This window comes from Sphingobacterium sp. HJSM2_6 (assembly GCF_049316305.1).
Taxonomy (GTDB): domain Bacteria; phylum Bacteroidota; class Bacteroidia; order Sphingobacteriales; family Sphingobacteriaceae; genus Sphingobacterium.
The window spans coordinates 78,860-102,218 of record NZ_JBMOXB010000006.1; the positions used below are offsets into that span (position 1 = coordinate 78,860).

Here is a 23,359-nt window from a genome sequence, read left to right on the forward strand (position 1 = left end):
TCTATTGTTTTCAAATTGAGGTTAGAATCTAATATTTAAACCTAGCAAAAAGTTTGTTCCTGCTTGTGGATAATAGAAATTGTAGTAATCTCGGCTGCCCTTGGATTCAAAGATCTGACCCCAGGTATAACCGTTTGTTGCATATGTCGCATTAAACAGGTTGTTTACTAGTAAATTTAGTGCAATGGAGTTTAGTCCAAAAGCTTTGAAACGATAGGTGGCTTGAGCATGGTGCACCAATGATGATTTAAGGCTCCTTTCTTCAGCGCTTGAATTGTCTAAATACATTTTGGAAACATATTTGCTTAAAAAGCTGATGGCTATTGCAGCGCTAGGATTATAGGTTAAATTATTGGATAAAATTGCTGAAGGAGACTTTGCAATATCCGTACTCTTGTAAAAATACGCTTGTTCGCCTACTTTATCCCAATTGTCATTATAGATATTTACCGATTCTGTAAAGTTTTTGATTTTGTTTTGGCTCAATGCGGCAGTAGCAGACCATGTGAATAATCGGGATATAGCCCAAGAAGCATCCGCTTCTATTCCTATTCGATGACTGTTCTCCACATTCATTCTTAATGCTTCACCGACGTCGTTTAATTTGCCAGTTGGAATGAGCTGGTCCTGATACAACATAGCGTATACATTTGCCCCTAATGTAAAGCTTGCTTGATTGATACGGTAACCTGCTTCAATATTTTGCATTTTCTCTGGCTTAGGGAAAATATTTACTGGATTTTCTACATAATCTTTACGATTGGGCTCCTTGCTTGCAAAGGCATAGGATGCGTAAATATTGGAATTTGAGTTGATGAAATAGGTAGCTCCAATTTTTGGGTTGAAAAAGTTGTGTTGATCTTTGAAATGAAAATTTTTGATTTTATCATCATCACCTTCAGAATGGTAATCGATATTTCGGTATTGGAGATCCAGATTAATTAACCATTTATCCAAATTTAAATCTGCTTTAGCGAAGATGTTAAAATCATTCTTTTGCGCATCATTGAAATAGTATCGATGGTTGTAATTTGGAGCATCGCTTGCTTTCACGGAAATAACCTTTCCGTAATGGTCGCCTAAATATTGATTGTAAGCACCACCTAAAGTGAATTGCAGTATTGGGCTAAATTGATGTTGCAAAGCATAAGTTAATCCATAAAAATGGTTATCTAACCAACGTTGACGAACTAAGTCCGAGTTTTCAATTGGGTTTCCACTTTCAGTTAATACGATTCCATAATCAGCGAGTTCATCTGACAACCTAAACTCCTCGTAATATCCGGCTCCACGGGTATAGTGTAGGGCGGCATTGATGCTGGTGTTGATGCTTGGTTTAAATGTGTAGTTTAAATGGCTATGCGTTTGGGTATAATTATCAGTTTGATTATCGTATGTGTATATGTTATAGCGCAATCCACCATTTTTTAAGCGTTCTATTTCTTCAGGTGTATAAAGTTCCATGGCTGAAGCATAATCATCGATGTTTTGGAGATTTCCCTCAAATAAAGGCGATGGAAGCCCATACCATGCTTGATATGTTTTTTCTTTTCCTGAAAAAACTGTTGCTTTTAGTTGATGTTTTTTGCCGTAAATTCCTCCATCGACATAGAAGGATTTTAAATTCGAGCTGGCTCGGTCAATGAATCCATCGGAAGTGATGTTAGATAGACGCGCATTGAAAGCGTATTTGTTTTTAATTAAACCTGAACCAACTTTCAACGTGTTTTTCCAAGAATTAAAAGATCCGTAACTGTTGTTGAATTCTACATAAGCATTGGGTTCTAAGGCGTCAGTTTGTATGTTTAGAGAGGCGCCAAATGCGCCTGCACCGTTAGTGGAAGTGCCTATTCCACGTTGAATTTGTATACTTTGGGTACTGGAAGCAAAGTCTGGTAAATTGACAAAAAAGGAACCCATGCTTTCTGGATTGTTTAATGGTATGCCGTTTAGTGTAACGTTGATACGTTCATTGTCGGAACCGCGAATGGTCATATTGGTATAGCCTATACCGGCACCAGCGTCTGAACCTATAACTACACCTGCTGTTTGATCTAATAGGTATGGGATATCTTGTCCTAAATTCTTTTTGCTAATTTCTTCTTTGCTCAGATTCTTATAGGTCGTCGCGGAGTTATGCTTTGCGCGGGTAGCTGTGACATATATTTCTTCTGTTTGATATAACTTTTCTTGTAATGGAATGCTAATCAAAGATTGTTTTGCTGGATTGATTTGAAGACTTGTGTCCCTATACCCCACAAAGGATATATTTAGCGAATAAGATCGATCGGATAATTTTGAAAATTGTACCTGACCCTGACGATTGCTTGTCATCGAAAGGTGGTTTAATTTTACCGATGCCCCTTGCAATGGAACTTTTCCTTTATTGGTAATTTGGATTTGTAATTCATGCTGCGCATAGGCAGAAAACACCGTAAAGCAAGTTAAACATACTAAAATGAACTTGTTAAGCATAATAAATATTGTTTTGTAAATGAGTTAAACTTTCTTGTTGTAAGGGGTCACAACAAGTGTTATTTAACCTACCTTCCCTACGCTGGCATTATCCAGATCAGGTATGTGCATGCTATTAATCAACGCATATGCACTGGGTATAATCTCAGCCTTTATTTGTGTTAAAAAACAAGGCACCCCTAATAGACGGCACAAATCTAGTTTTTTACTGGATTAAAACAAAATATTTTTAGTTTTGTAACAAATTCGCAATTATTGTTTTAATAGTTAAACATTGGTTTATTTTTTGTAAATTGGCAGACTGCCTAATGGGCAAATTACGCTAACTTAAAAAAAACAGAACTATTAATTGTATGAAGTATTACGGTGCTGATGTTGTATTTCCCGTTGCAAGTCCTGCAATAAAAAAGGGAATAGTTGCCATGGATGACCACGGTGTTGTAAAAGGAGTATTCAATCCTGGGGAGATTGATGAAGCTCAAGTGGAGTATTTTAAAGGGGCATTAATTCCTGGCTTTATCAATGCACATTGCCATTTAGAATTATCTCATATGGCTGGTGTAATCGCTCAAAAAACTGGACTACCGAAGTTTTTAGAAGCTGTAATGGATGGTCGTGAACTGAATCAGTCAAATGTTGAACAAGCGATGCTTGATGCAGATAAAACGATGTATGACAATGGAATTCAAGCGGTTGGGGATCATGTGAATTCTGCAGTAACAGCGCAAGTGAAAGAAGCTAGTCCTATAGCATATCATACTTTTGTGGAAGTTATGGCCTTGAATAAAGATGACGTGGTTAAACGGATCGACAATGCAAAGGAAATAGAATTTCACTTTGATTATAAACATTCCTCCATCACTCCACATGCGCCATATTCAAGTTCTAAATATTTATTTAAATCGTTAAAAAAGGCCATTAGCGAAGATAATATCATCAGTATTCATAATCAAGAAAGTGATGAAGAGAATAAGTTATTCCGCTATAAAAAAGGAGAATTTTTAGAATTCTATAAAAAAATAGCTTACAATTTTGATGAATTTAAAGCGCAGGCTAGAAATTCATTACAGTCCTTTCTACCGTATATTCCTGCAAAAAATAAATTGATTTTAGTTCATAATACTTATACGTCCATCAAAGACTTGGATTTTGTAGACCGTATGGGAAGGGATGTGTTTTTTTGTTTTTGTCCTAAAGCCAATTTATATATTGAGGATCGTTTACCAAAGATTGAAAACTTCATGTTAGGTAAATACAATATTATTTTGGGTACAGATAGTTTAGCTTCTAATGATACGTTAGATATTTTGGAAGAACTAAAAGTATTGCATAATGAATATAATCATCTAGATTTTCAAGAAACTATCAAATGGGCCACCTTAAATGGGGCTAAAGCCTTGAACTTAGATCATGAACTTGGTTCTTTGGAAGAAGGTAAGAAACCTGGTCTTGTTTTATTGGAAGGTATGGAGACTTTTAAATTGGATGAAAAAGTTAAAGTGAGAAGAATTAGATAATTTTGATTTTCTGATTCTTGTTTTACCTTTGTGCCATGAAGCATTGGAAAATAATCATTCGTGGCAAAGTTCAGAAAGTATTCTTTAGAGCAAGTACAAAGGCTGTTGCTGATCAACTTGAGGTTAAAGGATTTGTGATGAACAAACCAGATGGTACTGTATATATTGAGGCTGAAGGGGATAACTTCGGCCTTGATTCGTTATTGGACTTTCTGAAAGAAGGACCTCAAGATGCTGAAGTGGAAGCTGTAGATGTTGAAGAGTTTACAGCACTACAGGGATTTAAAAACTTTGAGGTTATCAAGAAATTAAGTTAAGGTGTCTGGAATAAAAAGGTTTGTCGGCGATACAATGATTTATGGGGTAACTACCATATTATCAAGAATGCTGAATTTTATCATGACCCCCATCTTCACGAGTAGCTTCGCGACGAGTGTTTATGGTATCTTAACGAATTTATATGCCTATGCATCTTTTGTAAACGCTGTCTTGGCGTTTGGCATGGAAACTACTTTTTTTCGATATCTTCAAAAGGTGGAGGGGGATAAGAAAAAGGTTTTTGACACTAGTTTCTTTATTACCTTAATTGCCGCATTCCTTTTTTTAATTACGGTTTTTATATTTTCTACACCTATTGCTAGCTTATTGAGCAATGGAGAACAGCTATCAGATTATACTACTTACGTTAAGTATTTTGCAGTTATGCTGGCTGCTGATGCGGTTGCTGTAATTCCTTTTGCGAAACTGAGAGCCGAAGGAAGACCTATACGATACAGCCTAATAAAGTCACTGAACATCGTAATTTATGTGACTTGTGTGCTGATCTTGCTTTATGTCTTTCCCAAATTTAATGATCAATATTCTTTTATAAATAGCTGGTACCGAGAGGGCTGGTTGGGTAATGTGTTTTTGGCTAATGTGATCGCTAGTGTGCTGACAGTAGTACTGTTGTTACCACAGATGATGGGATTCCGTTTTAGAGTAGAAAGGAAGTTGTTGAAGAGCATGTTGAATTATAGCTTCCCTATTTTAATTGCCAACATATCCTTTATTATCAATGAGAATCTGGATAAAATGATTATTCCGATGCTATTGCCTGAAGGTGGGAATGAAGAGACAGGAAGTTATGGTGCGGCTACAAAAATCGCCGTATTCTTGAGTTTATTTGTGACTGCATTTAGGCTAGGAGCAGAGCCTTTCTTTTTCTCGCATGCAAAACACGAGAATGCCAGGAAAACCTATGCAGGTATCATGGAGTACTTTGTAATCGGGATGCTCATCGTCATGATTGGTATTTGTGCGAATTTAAGCTGGTTGAAGAATTTTATTCGTGGTCAGGAAGATCAATTGGCATCTTATTGGTCTGGTTTGTACATTGTACCTTTTATTTTGTTTAACTATGTTTTGCTAGGTATTTATATGAACCTATCGGTATGGTATAAACTATCTGATCAAACAAGGTATGGTTTGTATATTTCTGGAATCGGAGCCATAATCACTATTATCCTTAATTTTGGTTTGATACCTAGTTATTCTTATCAAGGTGCTGTTTTTGCAACAACATGTGCGTATTTATCCATGCTTGGCTTATCGTATTTTTGGGGGCAGAAAAATTACCCTATACCTTATCCTGTGAAAAAGATTGTCATCTATTTGATCGTTGGTTCTGGAACCGCTTGGTTAGCTTCTAATCAAGGTTTTTGGATAGGAAACGTCTTATTGTTGGTATTTGTGAGTGTAGTCTTTTACCTAGAAAAAAACAATCTGAAGAAGTTTATCCGAAATTAAGGTCAACCCTTAAACCAATTCTTCTGAAAAATTATGTTTAATTTCTTCTAATACTTCTAGAATAACTTGAATGTCTTGCAGTTCGACTAATTTCATGCGGTACTCTTTGAAATTAGGGATTCCCTTAAAATAATTGGCATAATGCCTTCTCATTTCAAAGATTCCTGTTTTATCGCCTTTCCAACTGATGGATTTTTCTAAATGGGTTTTACAGACTTCCACACGCTCAGTAATAGTTGGCCCTGCTAAACGTTCTCCAGTTTCAAAGAAGTGTTTTATTTCTCTAAAAATCCAGGGATATCCAATAGACGCTCGACCAATCATTATGCCATCTACTTCATATTCTTGGCGCCATGCGGTCGCTTTTTCTACAGAGTCTACATCACCATTGCCAAAGATTGGAATCTTAATTCTCGGATTTCTTTTGATATCTCGAATCATAGACCAATCTGCTTGTCCTTTATACATTTGAGCTCTTGTTCTGCCGTGAATAGATAAGGCTTGGATGCCTATATCCTGAAGGCGCTCGGCTACTTCATATACGTTTTTTGTGTTGTCATCCCAACCTAAACGAGTCTTTACAGTCACCGGTAAATGGGTTGCTTCGACAACAGCTTTGGTCATCGCAACCATTTTGTCAATATCTTGAAGAAGACTAGCTCCTGCTCCTCGACAGGCAACATTTTTCACTGGACATCCATAATTGATGTCTATTAAATCAGGATTTGCTTGGGTACAAATCTCTGCTGATTGCCTCATGTGTTCAATGTCAGAACCAAATATTTGAATGCCTATCGGTCTTTCATATTCAAAAATATCAAGTTTTTGTCTTGATTTTGCAGCATCCCGAATGAGTCCTTCAGAAGAAATAAATTCCGTGTACATTAAATCAACACCGTTTTTTTTGCAGACATAGCGAAAGGGAGGGTCACTCACATCTTCCATTGGTGCAAGTAATAACGGGAATTCTCCTAAATCAATATGTTCTCCAATTTTAACAGCCATCAATAATGATTTTTTTACAAAGGTAAGGAAATAATCGTGCTGTTTAAAACTCGTGTGGAATCGGGAAGATTATTTGGAATAGGATATGTATTCACAGCTTACTTATTTTCTAAGATATGTGTAAGCTGTGAACTGTATTTATAGGGTTAGATTTGAGCTGCAAATTGCTTTATAGCTTCTCCAGGATTGTCCGTTTTCATGAAATTCTCTCCAATTAAAAAAGCTTGAAAACCTGCTGTTTTTAATTCCTGTATGGTTGATGGGTCAGAAATACCACTTTCAGAGACTTTTATATAATTTGAAGGTATTTTGTTTACCAAATCGTAGGAATGGTCTAAGGATACGGAGAAATCTTTGAGATTTCGATTATTGACGCCAATAGCATCAATGGTATCTACTAATGATTTTTGGAGTTCTTCCTCATTATGAATTTCTAACAACACATTTAACCCTAAGGATTTTGCATATGTAGATAAATCTTTGATTTCCTCGGCGGTGAGACATGCAGCAATTAATAAAATGATGTCTGCTCCATAGGCTTTTGCTTCTGCAATTTGGTATTCATCTATAATAAACTCCTTCCGTAACAAAGGAATGCTTAATACTTCTCTTGCTGCAAGTAGATCTTGTAGATTTCCTTGGAAGAAGTCTTGATCTGTCAAAACAGAAACAGCAGATGCTCCGGCTAATTCATAGGCTTTAACAACGTCTTGAACTGTAGCTTCATGGTTAATAATCCCTTTTGAAGGGGAAGCGCGTTTAAATTCAGCAATTAAACCTTTCTTAGATGGATCTAATACATTGTCTTTTAACGTATAACAAGTTCTATTAAATAAAGGATACTGTGCTAATTCCTGAATGGAAACCTTGGATTTAGCTTCTGCTACCTCTACCTTTTTTCGTTCAACTATAGTGTCTAAAATAGTCATGTTTCTTTTTTTATTAATCTTTTAACCAGTTTGCAAGGAGCGTTTTTCCGTTGTCTGTCAGTATGGATTCCGGATGAAACTGCATACCTCGAACATCATATTTTGCATGTGTAAGTGCCATAATAGTCCCTTGTGGATCTACTGCGGTAATTTTTAAATCTTCGGGCAAACCTTCTGGATTGACAGCCCATGAATGATACCTGCCAATTTTGGAATCTGCTGGAAAGTCTTGAAATAATTTCTCTTCTTTATCCGTTACAATAATTGCGGTTGCCACACCGTGCAATGGTTTAGGCATATTGTATAAAGTGCCCCCAAAAACTTCTGCGATAGCTTGTTGCCCTAAGCAAATGCCTAAAATGCTTTTTGTTGCTGCATAAGTACGAATAACATCCATTAATAGTCCAGCTTCTTCGGGAATTCCGGGTCCGGGTGACAATAATATTTTATCAAATTGATCTACGTAAGATAATTCGAATTTATCATTTCTAACGACCACATAATCATGATTTAGTTCCTGTAATAAATGTACAAGATTGTATGTGAACGAATCGTAATTGTCTATTACTAATATTGGTTGACTCATGTTAAATATTTTCTGCTAATTCTAATGCTTTTCTCAAAGCGGATATTTTGTTATTTACTTCTTGTAGTTCTTTTTCTGGATCAGAGTCTAATACGATCCCTGCTCCAGCTTGATAATGTAGCACGTTTTGTTTACTTAAAAAAGAACGAATAATAATAGCATGGTTAAAATCGCCATTAAATCCCATGTATCCTAATGCACCAGAATAGAACGATCGTTGTAATCCCTCATACCGATCGATTAATGTTAATGCCATATGTTTCGGTGCTCCTGACAAAGTTCCTGCAGGATAGGTATCTCCAACTACATCAAAAGGACTGGCATCGGCGTGCAATTTACCACTCACTTTAGAAACTAAATGGATTACATGGGAATAATATTGTGCCTCCTTGTAGGATTTGACCTGTACATTATGACAATGTCTACTTAAGTCGTTCCGGGCCAAGTCCACAAGCATTACATGTTCTGCTGTTTCTTTAGGGTCATTTTTTAATAATTCAGCAATTTTTTCATCCTCTTCCATGTTGCCAGTTCGCTTAAAAGTGCCAGCAATAGGGTATATGCTTGCCACATCAGACTTGATGGTCAATTGGGCTTCAGGAGACGATCCGAATAATTTAAAATCTCCATAGTCAAAATAAAATAGGTAAGGAGATGGATTTATGGAACGTAGAGCTCGATACACGTTGAATTCATCACCAGCAAATGGAGTTTCGAAAGCTTTAGAAGGAACAATTTGAAAAACATCCCCACGTTGAATATGATCTTTCATTTTTAATACTAGGGTTTTGAACTCCTCATCGTTCATGTTGGAGGTTTCTTCCCCTTTTCTGTGAAAAGTATATTCCGGAAAATTCTTGTTTTTGATTAGGAATTGAATTCTTTCTAAATCTGAAGGTTCATTTTCTAATAAGTTTTCGAAAAGGTGAAGTTGATTTCTAAAATGATCAATAGCGATGACATATTTATATACATGATATTGCAAGGTTGGTATATCGCGTTTATCATTTTTTACTGCGGTAAGTTCAATATCTTCAAAATGCTCGATTGCTTCGAAAGTGAAATAGCCAAAAAGCCCATTGGATAGCACATTTACTTGAGGTAGCTGGCTAGCTGAAAAGCTTTTCCTGAACTTAGAAACTTCCGCTCGTATATTTAATTCATTCGCATTTTTACGAATAAGCGGTTGGTTAGGGTAATTGATCGTGAAGTCATTACCTTCTAATTTAATTCCAGCAATTGGCTCGCAACAAATGTAGCTGATGTTATTGTCTCTATTTTGATATTCAGAGCTTTCCAATAATAAACAATTTGGGAAGCTATCTCGTAATCTTAAATAGATACTAACAGGCGTTGTAGTGTCTGCAAGTATTATTTTATGATTGGTGTTGAATTTATGATTCATATTTTAATTTAATATTAGTTTTTAAAACAAAAATGCCCGGCGATACATCGTCGGGCTACCATTCAGTGGTTTTGGTTGATTATGAAAATTTTTATTATAAATACACCACCTTCCCGACTTATTTCATCAGGTGCCACCAGCGGTTTGTGTATAGATTATTCGTTTGCATAGTTTTTCAAATTTAACAATAAAATCGACTATTCAAATTATTTTTGATAAAAAAACAATAAAACAAAGGTATTGTTAGTCATTTAATAAATCAGGTCGTCTTTCTTTCGTCCTTTGTAATTGCTGTTCATGTCTCCATTCTGCTATTTTTGCTTCATGACCACTTAATAAAATGTCGGGAACCTTATGGCCTTTCCATTCTACAGGTCTGCTGTAAATAGGCGCATCTAATAAGCCATCTTGAAAGGAGTCTGATAATGCGGATGTCTCGTCAGATAATACTCCAGGGATTAACCTTACAATAGCATCCACCAATATCGCTGCTGGTAATTCACCTCCTGATAATACATAATCTCCAATAGAAATTTCTTTGGTAACATAAATATCTCGAATTCGCTGATCAATACCTTTGTAGTGTCCACATAAAATCATGATGTTTTTATGCTGTATTAATCCGTTCGCAATCTCTTGGTTTAAGGTTTGCCCATCCGGGGTCATATAAATGATTTCATCATAATCTCTTTCCGCTTTTAATTGATCGATACAATTGGCAAATGGTTCAATTTGCATGACCATACCGGATCCCCCACCATATGGATAATCATCAACTGACTTTTGTTTGTTGCTGGTATATTCCCTAAGGTTGTGGACATGGATAGCTGTTAAATCTTTTTTTTGAGCTCGTTGTAAAATCGAGTGCGCAAATGGACTTTCCAGAAGTTGAGGTAAAACAGTAATGATATCAAATCGCATGCTGCAAAGTTATAAATAATGATGTGAAATGTTGATGGCCATTAGAAAGGATGTAATTTAAATATTTTGTAATAAATGGTTAAAATTTTTATTGAAATTCAATAAAAAACACCATAAAGTAATTATTATTTAAAATTAGGAGTCATTTTGTATACAATATATTAATATTTTGCTTATAAATAATTGTTTGCACGTAGTTTACTCTATTGTTTTAATTTTTTAAGAAAAATTTAATCTTTTTCAATAAATAATTATAAATCATATAGAAATTTTAAAAAAAATAATGCAATTATTTTGTAACAATGCTATTGCACAAATACTTTTGATTATTGGTTTAACAATAATTAACAGTTATTGATCCCAAAAAAAACCAAGATTATTTACTAAACAACAACAAATATGAAACACAAATTACTCAGTATTTTTGTGCTATGTACTATGCTTGTCAGTATAGTCTATGCTCAAAATCGGCAAGTGAGTGGTAAAGTTACTTCTAGTGCAGATGGTAGCCCATTAAGTGGTGTTACTATACGAGTAGAAGGGGCTACTCAGGCTACACAAACCGATGCTTCAGGAAATTACGCTATTGAAGTTCCTGCAAATGCCAGATTATCCTTTCGATACATTGGCTTTTCTACACAAATGATTACGGTGGGTACGCAATCAACTATTAATGTACAATTAGTTTCAGATGATGCAAATCTAGAAGAGATTGTGATTACTGGTGCTTATGGTATTCGAGAGAATACAAGATCGGCACCTTATAGCACTCAAACACTAAAATCTGATGCGGTCAATGTCACGCGTCAACCAAACTTAAATAATGCATTAGCGGGTCAAGTGACCGGCTTACAAGTAAGATCACAATCGGCAGCGGCAATTGGCCGTCAAACGGAAGTGCGTTTACGTGGTGCCGCAGGCTTCGGATCTGGTAATGGGGCTATTTATGTCGTTGATGGTACTATTCTTCCGAACTCTGATGATATCAATATAGATGATGTCGAGTCTGTTACGGTTTTACAAGGACCTGCTGCCTCTGCTCAATTTGGTTCTCAAGGGGCAAATGGAGCAATAGTTATCACCTTGAAAAAAGCTTATCGTGGAGATTATCTAGGTATTGATGTAAATTTGGGGGCATCGTTTGATAATATCGCGGCATTACCAAATTATCAGAATTCCTATGCTGGTGGGTCACAAGCAAATTTAACTCGCTTTGTTTGGCAAGATGGTCAACCAGAGGAATGGAAAGCCTTAGATGGAAAATATTACCACGATTATTCAGATGATGCATCATGGGGACCTCGGATGGTAGGTCAAGAATATATTCCTTGGTATGCTTGGTATGGAGGTCACTCAAGATCTTACAAATCGGCAACATTAGATCCTCAGCCTGATAATGCCAGTGATTTCTTTGAAACTGGAGTAACTTGGAACAACTCTGTTTCGATTTCCAAAGGTGGTGACAACTACGCAACTAAAATTTCTTATACGAACCAAAGCGTGAATGGATTAATTCCAACTTCTGGCTTGAATAAAAACGTATTTAATATTACCGGAGAATTGGATCTTAGCGAAAAATTTAAAGTAGGTGCCAACATCAGTTACATTCAAAACAGGTTGAGTGGGGAAATTGATGATGCCTATTCGAATGCTTCAACTGGTTCTTTTAACCAATGGTTCCACCGTGATTTGGATTTTAAGATCATGAAAGAACTGCGTGGATTGACAACTCCAGATGGGATATATGCTTCATGGAATAAAGCAAATCCAAATTCTTATGATCCGAACAACCAAAGAAACTTTTACGCTGGAAATTTCTGGTACAATCCATATATGTACTATGATCTAACTTCATTAACGAATCAAAGAGATCGTCTATTTGGTAATGTGTTTTTTAAATATCAAGTTTATAAAGATTTGAGCTTAACGGCCACGTATCGGAAACAACAAAATACCACGTTCTGGGAGAACAAATACCAATCTGAATTAATGCAAAGTGGGCTTCAGACTCAAGGAAATAATCCATTTACCAAAGGTTATTATGGAACGGGTAATACTTATTCCAATCGTCAGAATTTAGAATTTATTGCAACCTATAACAAGTCTATTCAAGACTTTACAGTTGATGCGAATTTAATTGCCGATTTTTTCCGTTCTAAGAATCAAGAGAACTCTGGTAATACCAATGATGGATTAACAGTGGATAATTTATTTACTTTGGCGAACTCTGCTAGTCAAGCTAATCAGGTCAACTACAGAGGTCGTGAAGGATACAATGCCATCATGGCAAAAGGTACTTTGGGGTATAAAAATATGTTATTTGCCAATTTCACCTTAAGAAATGACTGGTTTTCTACCTTGCCAGAGGATGATAACTCAGTACTTTCAAAATCTTTTGGTGCTTCATTCATTTTCTCGGATTTAATAAAAGAAGATCTTCCATGGTTAAGTTATGGTAAGTTAAGATTTGCATGGGGAGAGATTCCTCAAGCATTAGGTAATGGAACTTCTTTCGGAGAGTATGTTTATCCAGGAATGGCTTATGGGGTAAATCAATATAAATGGAATGGTCAAGCCTTGACTTCGACGCCAGATCGTTTGGTTGATCCTGATTTAAAAGGTTCAGTAGTTACTCAAAAAGATTTAGGATTGGAGTTAAGATTTTTAGATGATCGTTTAGGCTTGGAATTAACCTATTGGGATGGTACCTCGTTAGATTTCCCACAAGCGATCACTTTAAATGGTGCTTCGGGTTATAGCTCGATATTCACCAATGTAGGTAAGATTGAAAAGCGAGGTTTTGAATATGCATTGTCTGGTACACCGGTTAGAAATGATAATTTTAACTGGAATATTCGCGCAACACTATCAGATCTTCAAAAAAATGATGTCATTAGTATTTCTCCTAAATACGATGTGAAGCGTATTACAGTAGGTGGCGTGTGGGGCGCAACATTGCCTCAATTAGTTCACCAAGAAGGAATGCGTTGGGGACAAATCTTTGGTAATGGAATTTTAAGAGATGATGCGGGAACGCCAATTATTGGATCAGATGGATTGCCAGAGAACGACAAAGAAGTATTCTTCGGATCGGCATTGCCTAGATTCACTGGGGGTGTTCAAAATTCCTTCCGTTATAAAGATTTCACTTTAATGGCAAACATTGACTGGGGAATTGGAGGTAAATTCGTTTCCTTGTCCAATATGTGGGGTTCTTTCTCCGGATTAACTGCTAGAACTGCTGGTGTAAACGATAAAGGTAATCCGATCCGCGATGCTGTTGAAGATGGCGGTGGTGTACGTGTGGATGGAGTGGATGCCGATGGAAATGCGGTGACTAATTATGTTGGTGCACAAGATTATTTTCATGGCTTATATAACAAATTATTGTTCGATGATTACGTTTATGATTTAACATTTGTTAAACTAAGATCGGTATCCATTGGCTATAATATCCCTGTTAATAAGTTGTCTTGGAGCAAATTCATTCGCACAGCGAATGTGTCCTTTGTTGCCAATAATCCTTTATTAATTTATGCTAAAACTAAAGATTTCGATCCTTCTGAAGTATCATCGGTAGATGGTGAGCGTGGTCAATTACCTGCGACTAGAGGATTTGGTTTTAATCTTCGTATAGGATTCTAAAATTAAAAACATGAAAAAGAAATTAATATATATATTAATTGCATCTGGAATTTTAGCTTCCAGTTGTGATAGTTTGTCAGATTTCGGAGATATGAATGAAAATCCAAATGCTACGACAAACCCTATTCCTTCAGCCTTATTGGCGAATGTCTTGTCTGGAATTGGAGGTTATGCCTCTACTGCTCAGACTAGGCCTGCATTGTATGCGCAATATTTATCAGAAACTCAATATACAGATGCTTCCTTATATTCTACGCCTCAAATTGGTTTTGTTGGATATTATTCAGGGCATTTGAATGATTTGGTGGACTATAAAGCAAGGTTAGAAGGTAATAATAATGCCATTGCGGTTGCTAATATCTTGCAACAATATATTTTTGGTTATTGTACAGATTTATGGGGAGATTTACCCTATTCAGAATCCTTGCAACAAATCGTGCCAAAATACGATACTCAGGAAGAAATTTATAAAGGAATCCTTAGTACATTGGCAGAAGCAGAAGGACAGTTGGCTGTAGGAGCTGGAGACATTCCTGGCGATTTTATTTTTGACGGAGATGTTAGTAAATGGAAGAAATTTGCAAATTCTGTAAGGTTGCTAACTTCCTTACAATTGTCAAAACGTTACCCTGGCGCTTCTGAATATGCAGCTACTGAATTTAAAGCGGCATTGGCTGATTCCGATGGCTACATGAAAGTAAATGCGGATAATTTCGTAATTACCTATCCTGGTGAGAATTTTAAAAATCCTTGGAGAGATATTTACGATGGTCGTAAGGATTTTGCAGAAAGCAAGACCATGACAGACTTAATGAGTTCACTAAATGATCCTCGGCAAAATGCTTTTGGAGGTAAAAGTGAATTGCTAGGTACTGCAGATTTTGCTTTGACTTCCAATGTTGGTTTTCCTTATGGTTTATCAAGAGCGAATGCGGAAAAATTTGCTGGTGACAACACGGGTTTCGCTCGTGTATTGCGAGGTGATTTCCGATCCGATGAATCCCCATTGGTGTTGATGAGTGCTGGTCAAATTGCGTTGGCAAGAGCTGAGGCAGCTAAACGTGGTTGGACTTCAGAGGTTGTAAACAGCGTTTATCAAGAGGGTATCAAGTTAAGTTATGAGCAATGGAAACAAGCCGCTCCAACGGCCGGTTACTTAGCATCAACTTCTGTCGCATTAAATGGTGGTGCCGCTGACCTTAATAAAATTATTTTACAACGCTATATTGCTCATTATCCAGATGGTCGCATGGGCTGGAATATTTGGAGAAAATCTGCTGTGCCTAATTTACTTCCGGCACCTGATGGACAAGAGGATGAAATTCCTAGACGTTTTATGTATACTTCTGCAGAATACTCTACCAATCAAGCTGGGGTAAATGCAGCAGTTGAACGCCTGGAAGGTGGAGATGAAATGCATTCTAGAATATGGTGGGATAAATAAAATCAAACAAATGAAAAAGTCATATTTATTATATACAATACTATTCTTGATTGCTGTGGTTGCAATTCAAGGGTGTAGAAAAGATTCCTTTGATGGGGAAGACTTAGGAGATAAAGGGACAACCTTTATTAAGACCCCAAAAGGGCCTCAAGTAGTTCAATGGTTATCCGAATTCAGCGATAAGAGAAAGCTATCCTTATTTAATATTTTAAAGGATGCAAATAATAATGCGGAGCTCAACAAAACAAGTACGTTAAAATTGCTTCAAGATCCAGGAATAATTGAAGCTTACAATGAAGAAAATGAAACCAGCTTTGTGGAATTGCCTGATTCATTTTTTGAATGGGTAAGTCCGTCAAACGTTTCTTTTTCTGGAAAAGAAGCGACAATACAGTTTGATTCAAATAACCAATTTGGTGAATTTGACATCCTGTTGGATGGATCTAAATGGACTGATATCGGTATTCGCTATGCATTAGCCTTCCGAATCACGGATTATGGTGGTGTTGCTGCCAGTGCTGTTTCTGCTGATACTATAATTGTTCAATTAGGGATTAAGAATATATACGATGGTATTTATTCTGTAGAGGATGGTAATGTTCAACGATATTCAACGCCTACCGAACCTACTTCTGGTGATGCTTTAAATGGTAGTTTGGCTGGTAATCCGGATGTGACATTGGCGACAATTGATGAAAATACTGTAGAAATTTCAGGATTAACTTGGGCAGGTGGTACATCTGGTATTGCAGGGATTGATCATTTACAAGTACGAATAGATCCGATAACGCATAAATTGACGGTTTTCTCCTTAGGTAATCCTACGGCAACCGTAATTCCAGGCGCAGAAAACTCCTATGATCCGGAAACAAAAACATTTACTATCAACTTTCATTGGAATCCAACAGCGAATAAACGTGAGGTGACTAATTTAATTCTTAAGTATAAAGAAGCTAGGTAATCTGCATGGATAATCTCCATGGACGATTATTTGTCTATAGAAATAGGGTTGGCTGGAAAGTCAACCCTATTTTTTTATAAACTTTAAATACCCATAGTATGATGTTGTCGATATTCAATAAGGAGCAATCGGCAAAAACAGGTATATTTTCTTTTCGTGAAAGTATTATGAGGGTTATAGATACGATTTGATCTCAGGTTTCTATCCTTAAAATTTAATAGCAACTCAATTTATAAGCATATTATTATGCGTGCATAAAAAAAACTTACATTTCTATGACTTTTAAAAATTCAAGCTGTTTTTCGTTTGTTCATAGCATTGCATCTTATTCAGAATATTATTTTGTCAAATAATATAAAATATAATTATTCATCGGATTATTTATCAATTATAGTAATACTTCTTAAAAATTATAAGTAAAAACCAATAAATAATTCGTGTAAAACCTTGTTTTTCCTAAGGCCTGTAAATGAGGGGCTTAATGCAATGAGTGGTTTTTGGTAACAATTATTTAATATGCTTGCATACAATTAGTTAGGCAACTATTTCTTCTTTGTTTCGAATGAATTTCTGATAAAAATTACAAAAATTATATGGCTTATTTAAATAATTAATTTTTATAGATTTAATAATTAGAATAACAACTATAACAACCTTAAATCATTAAAAATATTAATAATATAATATGAAATTTGTTAAATATTTAATCAAAACATATATTTGCTGAGTGTTTAACAAATTTTAACATTTTATTTACTCAAACATTTAACTAATAGAAAAATTTATGAAACAAAAATTACTCGGATTTATCTTCGTGTGGGCTTGCTTTATTGGCATCGCTTTCGCACAAGATCGTCAAGTAAGTGGAAAAGTAACTTCACTTGCTGGCGGAAGTCCCCTTGGAGGAGTTTCTGTTATGTTAGTTGGGAGTAGCAATGCTACCCAAACCGACGCACAAGGAAATTTCAGCATTGAAGTTGGACCTAATGCTACTTTAGCTTTCTCTTACGTAGGTTACACTACGAAAAGAGTCAATGTAGGCAATCAAACAGATTTAAATGTACAGCTTGTTGCTGATGAAATGGCTTTAGAAGAAGTCGTTGTCGTAGGTTATGGTAGTACGACTAAAGAGGCTTTTACAGGTTCAGCCAAAAAAGTAGATGGCGCTAAATTACAAGCAAAAAACGTGTCTAATATTTCACAAGCTATTGCTGGTGAAGTGGCAGGTTTGCAGGTTGTAAATGGTTCTGGGCAACCAGGTACAGCTGCAACAATCCGTATTAGAGGTTTTGGTTCCGTAAATGGTAGTCGTGATCCTTTATATGTGGTAGATGGAGTTCCATTTGCAGGAAACATTACTTCAATTAATAACAATGATATTGAAAATGTAACTGTATTGAAAGATGCAGCCGCTACAGCAATTTACGGTTCTAGAGGTGCAAACGGAGTTATCTTAATCAGTACAAAAACGGGTAAAGGTAAAAGTTCATTCGTAGAAGCAGATGTGAACATTGGTTCAAATATGTCTTTACTTCCTCGTTATGATGTATTAAGATCTGCGGAAGATTATATTGGTCTTAGCTGGGAATCTATGCACAATGAAGGTGTGAATGCTGGAGAAGATGGAACCGCGTATGCAAATGAAAATTTATTCTCTGGGAAAGGATTAGATCCATTAAATAACCTGTGGAACATTACTGATGTTGCTGATTTAATCGATCCTTTAACAAGAACAGTAAAAGCAGGCGTTACACGTAAATTTGATCCTGAAAACTGGAAAGATTATGCTTTCCAAAGTGCAATCAGAAAGGATTTCAATGTAAGATTCGGTGGTTCAAATGACAAAACGAATTACTTTACTTCCTTAGGTTATTTAGGCGATCAAGGTTACTCAATCAATTCTGATTTTGAAAGATTTACTGGTCGTTTAAATTTAGATCATCAAGTAAACAATTGGATTAAAGTAGGTATGAACACCAACTATTCACGTGTTGAACGAAATACAGGTGGTCAATCTGAAGATTCAGGTAGTGTATTCTGGTTTGTTGACAATATGCCATCTATTTATCCTTTATTTGAAAGAGATGCAAATGGTAATAAAATTGATGATACTATATTTGGTGGGTATGTCTATGATTATGGAATTAACAATGCTCGTAAATTTGGTTCTTTAACCAATGCGATTGCAGATGCTACTTATGATGTAAAAAGACATAAGCGTAATGAATTAAATGGTAGAGCGTATATTAACTTTGACATCATTGAAGGTTTAACCTTTGAAAATTCATTAGGTATTCAATACTACAACAATATTTATACAGACCGTGGTAATAAATTCTATGGAAGTTCTGCTTCGCAAAATGGATCTCTTTATCAGTCTCGTACTGAAATGAGTTATTACAATTTGTTAAACTTATTACGTTATAGAAAAGACTTTGGTAATCACTCAATTGAAGGTCTTGCTGCTCATGAAGCTGTAAAATGGAATTCTAATGTATTGAATGTTTCGGGTTATAACTTGGTAGACAATAACATTTTGGATTTCAATAATGTGGTTGTTTCTAATCCAGTGAAATCATATACAGAATCTTACGCTTTAGAAAGTTATTTTGCTCAAGTAAATTACGATTACAGCAATAAATATTATTTATCTGGTAGTTTAAGAAGAGATGGTTCTTCTCGTTTTAAAAAGCATAAATGGGGAACATTCGGATCTATTGGTGCAGGTTGGATTATTTCCAATGAAGACTTCATGAAAGATCAAGACCTATTTAATTTCTTAAAATATAAGATTTCTTACGGTGTTATTGGTGACCAAGCTGGTGTAGGTTATTACCCAGGTTACGATTTATACAGTGTAGATAATTTGAATAATTCTCCAGCTTTCTCTTTCTTGACTAAAGGAAATGAAGATTTAACTTGGGAAACTTCTAAAATGTTCCAAACAGGGGTTGAATTTGAATTAGGTAGTTACTTAACTGGTAGTGTTGAATACTATATTAAAAACACAGACAATTTAATTTTCAACCGTGGTGTAGGTCCTTCTTTAGGGTATTCAACGATCAAAGTAAACGATGGTCAATTAAGAAACCAAGGTTTAGAGATTGATTTAGTAGGTCATATTTTAAGAGCTGATGATTATTTCTTGGATTTAGGAATCAATGCTGAAAGCTTTAAAAATAAGATTACCAAAATGCCTATAGAACCTTCTACTAATCTTCCTAAAGATATAGATATCCAAGGTAACTATGGATGGGCTAAAGGTCATTCTATTTATGATTTTTACATGGCTGATTTTACAGGTGTAAATGCAGATACAGGTGAAAGTACTTGGAAAGTGTTTTACACTGATAATAATGATAATGGCATTTACGATGAAGATGAGGAAATTAAATCGATGGCATTATTTAAAAATGCAGATAACAAAGATATTTCAGAAGCAACTACGACTAAATACGAAGATGCGACAAGATATTATGTTGGTAAATCTGCTATTCCTAAAATAAGAGGAGCTGTTAATTTAAGAGCAGGTTACAAAGGTGTAGAATTAAGTGCACAAATGTTATACAGTTTAGGTGGATATGCTTATGATGGTGCTTACGCTGCATTAATGAATGATGATTTAATTGGTGGTAATAACTGGCATGTGGACATGTTCAATAGATGGCAAAAAGCAGGTGATCAAACTGATGTGCCTAGACTTACCAATAATAATGATATCGGTGTAAATTCATCTTCATCAAGATTCTTAACAAAAGCTAATTATTTATTATTAAATAATGTTCGTTTAGGATATAACTTCAATTCATCCATTTTGAAATCTATTGGTGCTCAAAGTTTAGGAGTTTGGGTATCTGCAGATAACTTAGCGATTGCTTCGGCAAGAAAAGGATTCAATCCTTCAACACATCAAGCAGGTTCTTCAAGCACGTACAGATATTCTCCTTTATCTACAATTAGTGCTGGTTTAAGAGTTAAATTTTAATTGACAGAAAATGAAAAGATCATTAAATATATTATTGGCATCTTCGGCAATCTTCTTTGCTTCTTGTTCTGAAGATTTCTTAAGTGAATTGCCTACTGAAGATTTATCTACAGAACAATTAGGGGATGCTGCAAAACAAGACCCTGCCTTATTAAAAGGTAACATTGCAGGTCTTTATTCTACTATGTACAATGCGTTTACAGCTCAAGGTGCAGCAGCAGAACGTCATGATGACTTCGGTCAAAAAGCTTACGATATCTATATGGATATGTTAAGTTCTGATATGGTTTTAGCAGGTCGTAATTATGGTTGGTATGATGATATTTCTCGTTATACTATCACTCAAGATTTCACTTCTCTAGAAGCTTCTCACGCCTGGAAATATTACTATAAAATTATTTTCGCAGCAAATACGGTAATTGATGCCCTTGGTGGTTCGGATGTCGTTATTGAAGAGAGTCTAGTAGAGCAAAGAGAAATCATGGGTCAAGCGAAAGCTATGAGAGCATATGCTTATTTCTATTTAGCTAATTTATATGGTAAAGAATACGGTACTGGTACAGATTTAATTTTACCATTATATACAACTACTACTGTTCCTAACTTACCACTTTCAAGTACTAAAGATGTATACGATTTAATCGTTTCTGACTTAACAACAGCCGTTGATTATTTAGATGGTTTTAATAGAACTTCTAAAGATCAAATTAACAAAAGAGTTGCTCAGGGTTTATTAGCTTATGCGTTAGGAGCTAGAGGTACTCAAGCAGATTGGCAGCAAGTTGTTACGTTAACTAATGAAATAATTAGCAGTAATGAATTTCCGTTGACCACTAAATTAGAGTCAGCAGCTATTCTTGATAAAGGGGTAGTAACTAACCCTCAGTCGGGATTTAATAATGTAGCTACTGGTAGTTGGATGTGGGGTGTGGATTTGACTTTAGCTAGTGATTTAGATTTAGTTTCTTGGTGGGGTGTCGTTGACTATTACACCTATAGTTATGCAGCAGCTGGAGATCCAAAAACAATTGATAAAGGCTTGTATGATAAAATTCCTGCGGATGATATTCGTAAAAAACAATTTTCTGCAACTAATTTTATGCCTTTGTATAAATTCTATTCTCCTGAGCGTGTACCTATGGGCCAAAGAAATGTAGTTACAGACTATATTTACATGCGTGTAGATGAAATGGTTCTTTTGAACGCAGAAGCTCATGCAAACTTAAGTCAATCTACAGCTGCGGTGGCATCTTTAGAAAAACTATTATCCTTAAGAAAAGATGATATAAGTTATTTATCATCATTAACAGGACAAGCGTTGAAAAATGAGATTTACCTACAAACCCGTATAGAATTCTGGGGTGAAGGAAAAAGTTATTTAGCAATGAAACGTAATAAAGCGACCATTACTAGAGGTTCTAATCATTTATCATTTGTTGGACAATCTTATCCGTACAATGATGCAAGGTTAACTTTCCCAATTCCTCAAGTGGAAATTCAAAACAATCCTCAAATTAATTAAGTTTAAGGATCTAATAAATAAATAGGGCTAATTTCATTTGAAATTAGCCCTATTTTATTAAAGGATTATAAGCTTACTTAATTCCTAACTATTCGCTAGAATACTTAATTCCTGCGCGACTTTACCAGCCAAGACATGGAATGCTTGCGCAGTTAGGTCTTCACGATCTAGAGCGATTGGATAACCATTATCACCCGCATCAGAAACCGACTTTACTAAAGGTATTTCTCCTAAGAATGGCACTTGATTATCTGCTGCTAGGCGTTTTCCACCATCTTTTCCAAAAATATAATACTTATTATCTGGCAATTCTTGTGGGGTAAAATAGGCCATATTTTCTACGACACCAATAATTGGCACTTTAACCCCTTCCATTTGATACATGGCCATACCCTTTATCGCATCTGCTAATGCGACTTGCTGCGGTGTAGTAACGATAACAGCACCTGCAATAGGATAGTTTTGAGCCACTGTAATATGGATGTCTCCAGTTCCAGGAGGCATATCAACCACTAAATAGTCCAAGTCTCCCCAGTCGGTATCATTAAACAATTGTTTAATTGCGGATGTTGCCATTGGACCTCTCCAAGGTATAGGTTGATTTGGATCTGTAAAAAATCCGATAGAAAGTATTTTCAATCCAAATCGATCTATAGGAACGATTTTATTCTTTCCATCTGCGGATTGAATAGATGCTGGTTTTTCATGTTCTACACCAAACATTATGGGCACAGATGGACCATAAATATCTGCATCCAACAAACCTGTTTTAGCCCCCAAATGAGCTAAAGCCAATGCTAAATTGGCTGCTATAGTAGATTTCCCTACTCCACCTTTTCCAGATGATACTAAAATAATATTCTTAACGTTTTTTAGCTGTGCAGCATCAGCAGCTTTCACTCTGGCCGTCATCAAGATCTCGACTTCTATTTCTTTCGAAATAAATAATGCGATCGCATTGCGACAAGCATGTTCAATATGACCTTTTAACGGACAGGCTGGGGTGGTTAGCACCACATCAAACTTGATTTTATTGGGTAAAATTTCAATGTTTTCGATCATGTTCAAAGTGACCAAATCTTTTTTAAGATCGGGTTCCTCGACATGGCCTAAGGCATCTAGTATTTGTTGTTTTGTAATCATTTGAATCTATTAATCCTACAAAACTAATTAAAC

At 35.7% G+C, this 23,359-nt stretch carries 15 protein-coding genes; 8 read left to right on the top strand and 7 right to left on the bottom strand.

The genetic code is table 11. From position 1 onward, the window contains the following. Window positions 1–21: 21 nt before the first annotated feature. Window positions 22–2,475 (bottom strand): TonB-dependent receptor, encoded by a 2,454-nt coding sequence (locus ACFRAE_RS07240; RefSeq protein ID WP_422796466.1) that lies wholly within the window; start codon window positions 2,473–2,475, stop codon window positions 22–24. Between the two features lie 353 nt (window positions 2,476–2,828). Between ACFRAE_RS07240 and ACFRAE_RS07245 the strand changes: the two genes are divergently transcribed. The 3 genes from ACFRAE_RS07245 to ACFRAE_RS07255 are packed head-to-tail and all read left to right on the top strand — an operon-like array spanning window position 2,829 to window position 5,780. After that, window positions 2,829–3,992: an amidohydrolase family protein gene (locus tag ACFRAE_RS07245; RefSeq protein WP_422796467.1), complete on the top strand. Its 1,164-nt coding sequence runs from the start codon at window positions 2,829–2,831 to the stop codon at window positions 3,990–3,992. 35 nt (window positions 3,993–4,027) lie between these two features. Next, window positions 4,028–4,309 (top strand): acylphosphatase, encoded by a 282-nt coding sequence (locus ACFRAE_RS07250; protein WP_422796468.1) that lies wholly within the window; start codon window positions 4,028–4,030, stop codon window positions 4,307–4,309. Between the two features lies 1 nt (window position 4,310). Next, entirely contained in the window at window positions 4,311–5,780 is a 1,470-nt protein-coding gene (locus ACFRAE_RS07255; RefSeq protein WP_422796469.1) for a lipopolysaccharide biosynthesis protein, read from the top strand. Between the two features lie 9 nt (window positions 5,781–5,789). Here ACFRAE_RS07255 and dusB read toward each other — a convergent pair whose 3' ends face one another. From dusB to trmD, 5 genes are all read right to left on the bottom strand, one after another. Beyond that, complete coding sequence (dusB, locus tag ACFRAE_RS07260) at window positions 5,790–6,785, bottom strand: tRNA dihydrouridine synthase DusB (protein WP_422796470.1); 996 nt, start codon at window positions 6,783–6,785, stop codon at window positions 5,790–5,792. 146 nt (window positions 6,786–6,931) lie between these two features. After that, window positions 6,932–7,714 (bottom strand): indole-3-glycerol phosphate synthase TrpC, encoded by a 783-nt coding sequence (gene trpC, locus ACFRAE_RS07265; protein ID WP_422796471.1) that lies wholly within the window; start codon window positions 7,712–7,714, stop codon window positions 6,932–6,934. A gap of 13 nt (window positions 7,715–7,727) precedes the next feature. After that, on the bottom strand, window positions 7,728–8,300 hold the full coding sequence (locus ACFRAE_RS07270) for an anthranilate synthase component II (RefSeq protein WP_422796472.1): 573 nt from the start codon (window positions 8,298–8,300) through the stop codon (window positions 7,728–7,730). A 1-nt stretch (window position 8,301) separates the two neighbouring features. Beyond that, on the bottom strand, window positions 8,302–9,705 hold the full coding sequence (locus ACFRAE_RS07275; protein ID WP_422796473.1) for an anthranilate synthase component I family protein: 1,404 nt from the start codon (window positions 9,703–9,705) through the stop codon (window positions 8,302–8,304). A 243-nt stretch (window positions 9,706–9,948) separates the two neighbouring features. After that, complete coding sequence (gene trmD / locus ACFRAE_RS07280; protein WP_422796474.1) at window positions 9,949–10,626, bottom strand: tRNA (guanosine(37)-N1)-methyltransferase TrmD; 678 nt, start codon at window positions 10,624–10,626, stop codon at window positions 9,949–9,951. A 399-nt stretch (window positions 10,627–11,025) separates the two neighbouring features. On the opposite strand from trmD, the gene ACFRAE_RS07285 reads away from it, so the two are divergent. The 5 genes from ACFRAE_RS07285 to ACFRAE_RS07305 all read left to right on the top strand — a co-directional run bounded on the left by ACFRAE_RS07285 (window position 11,026) and on the right by ACFRAE_RS07305 (window position 22,183). Then, window positions 11,026–14,271 carry a SusC/RagA family TonB-linked outer membrane protein gene (locus ACFRAE_RS07285; RefSeq protein ID WP_422796475.1) on the top strand — a complete coding sequence of 1,082 codons (3,246 nt, stop codon included), beginning with the start codon at window positions 11,026–11,028 and terminating at the stop codon, window positions 14,269–14,271. Window positions 14,272–14,281: 10 nt separating this feature from the next. Continuing rightward, window positions 14,282–15,715: a SusD/RagB family nutrient-binding outer membrane lipoprotein gene (locus ACFRAE_RS07290; RefSeq protein WP_422796476.1), complete on the top strand. Its 1,434-nt coding sequence runs from the start codon at window positions 14,282–14,284 to the stop codon at window positions 15,713–15,715. Between the two features lie 10 nt (window positions 15,716–15,725). Next, window positions 15,726–16,676: a hypothetical protein gene (locus ACFRAE_RS07295; RefSeq protein WP_422796477.1), complete on the top strand. Its 951-nt coding sequence runs from the start codon at window positions 15,726–15,728 to the stop codon at window positions 16,674–16,676. Window positions 16,677–17,460: 784 nt separating this feature from the next. Beyond that, on the top strand, window positions 17,461–20,661 hold the full coding sequence (locus ACFRAE_RS07300) for a SusC/RagA family TonB-linked outer membrane protein (RefSeq protein ID WP_422796478.1): 3,201 nt from the start codon (window positions 17,461–17,463) through the stop codon (window positions 20,659–20,661). A 10-nt stretch (window positions 20,662–20,671) separates the two neighbouring features. Then, window positions 20,672–22,183, top strand: coding sequence for a RagB/SusD family nutrient uptake outer membrane protein (locus ACFRAE_RS07305; RefSeq protein ID WP_422796479.1), 1,512 nt, complete (start codon window positions 20,672–20,674; stop codon window positions 22,181–22,183). Between the two features lie 84 nt (window positions 22,184–22,267). On the opposite strand, the gene ACFRAE_RS07310 is transcribed toward ACFRAE_RS07305, so the two are convergent. Further along, on the bottom strand, window positions 22,268–23,326 hold the full coding sequence (locus tag ACFRAE_RS07310) for an Mrp/NBP35 family ATP-binding protein (RefSeq protein ID WP_422796480.1): 1,059 nt from the start codon (window positions 23,324–23,326) through the stop codon (window positions 22,268–22,270). Window positions 23,327–23,359 lie beyond the last annotated feature (33 nt).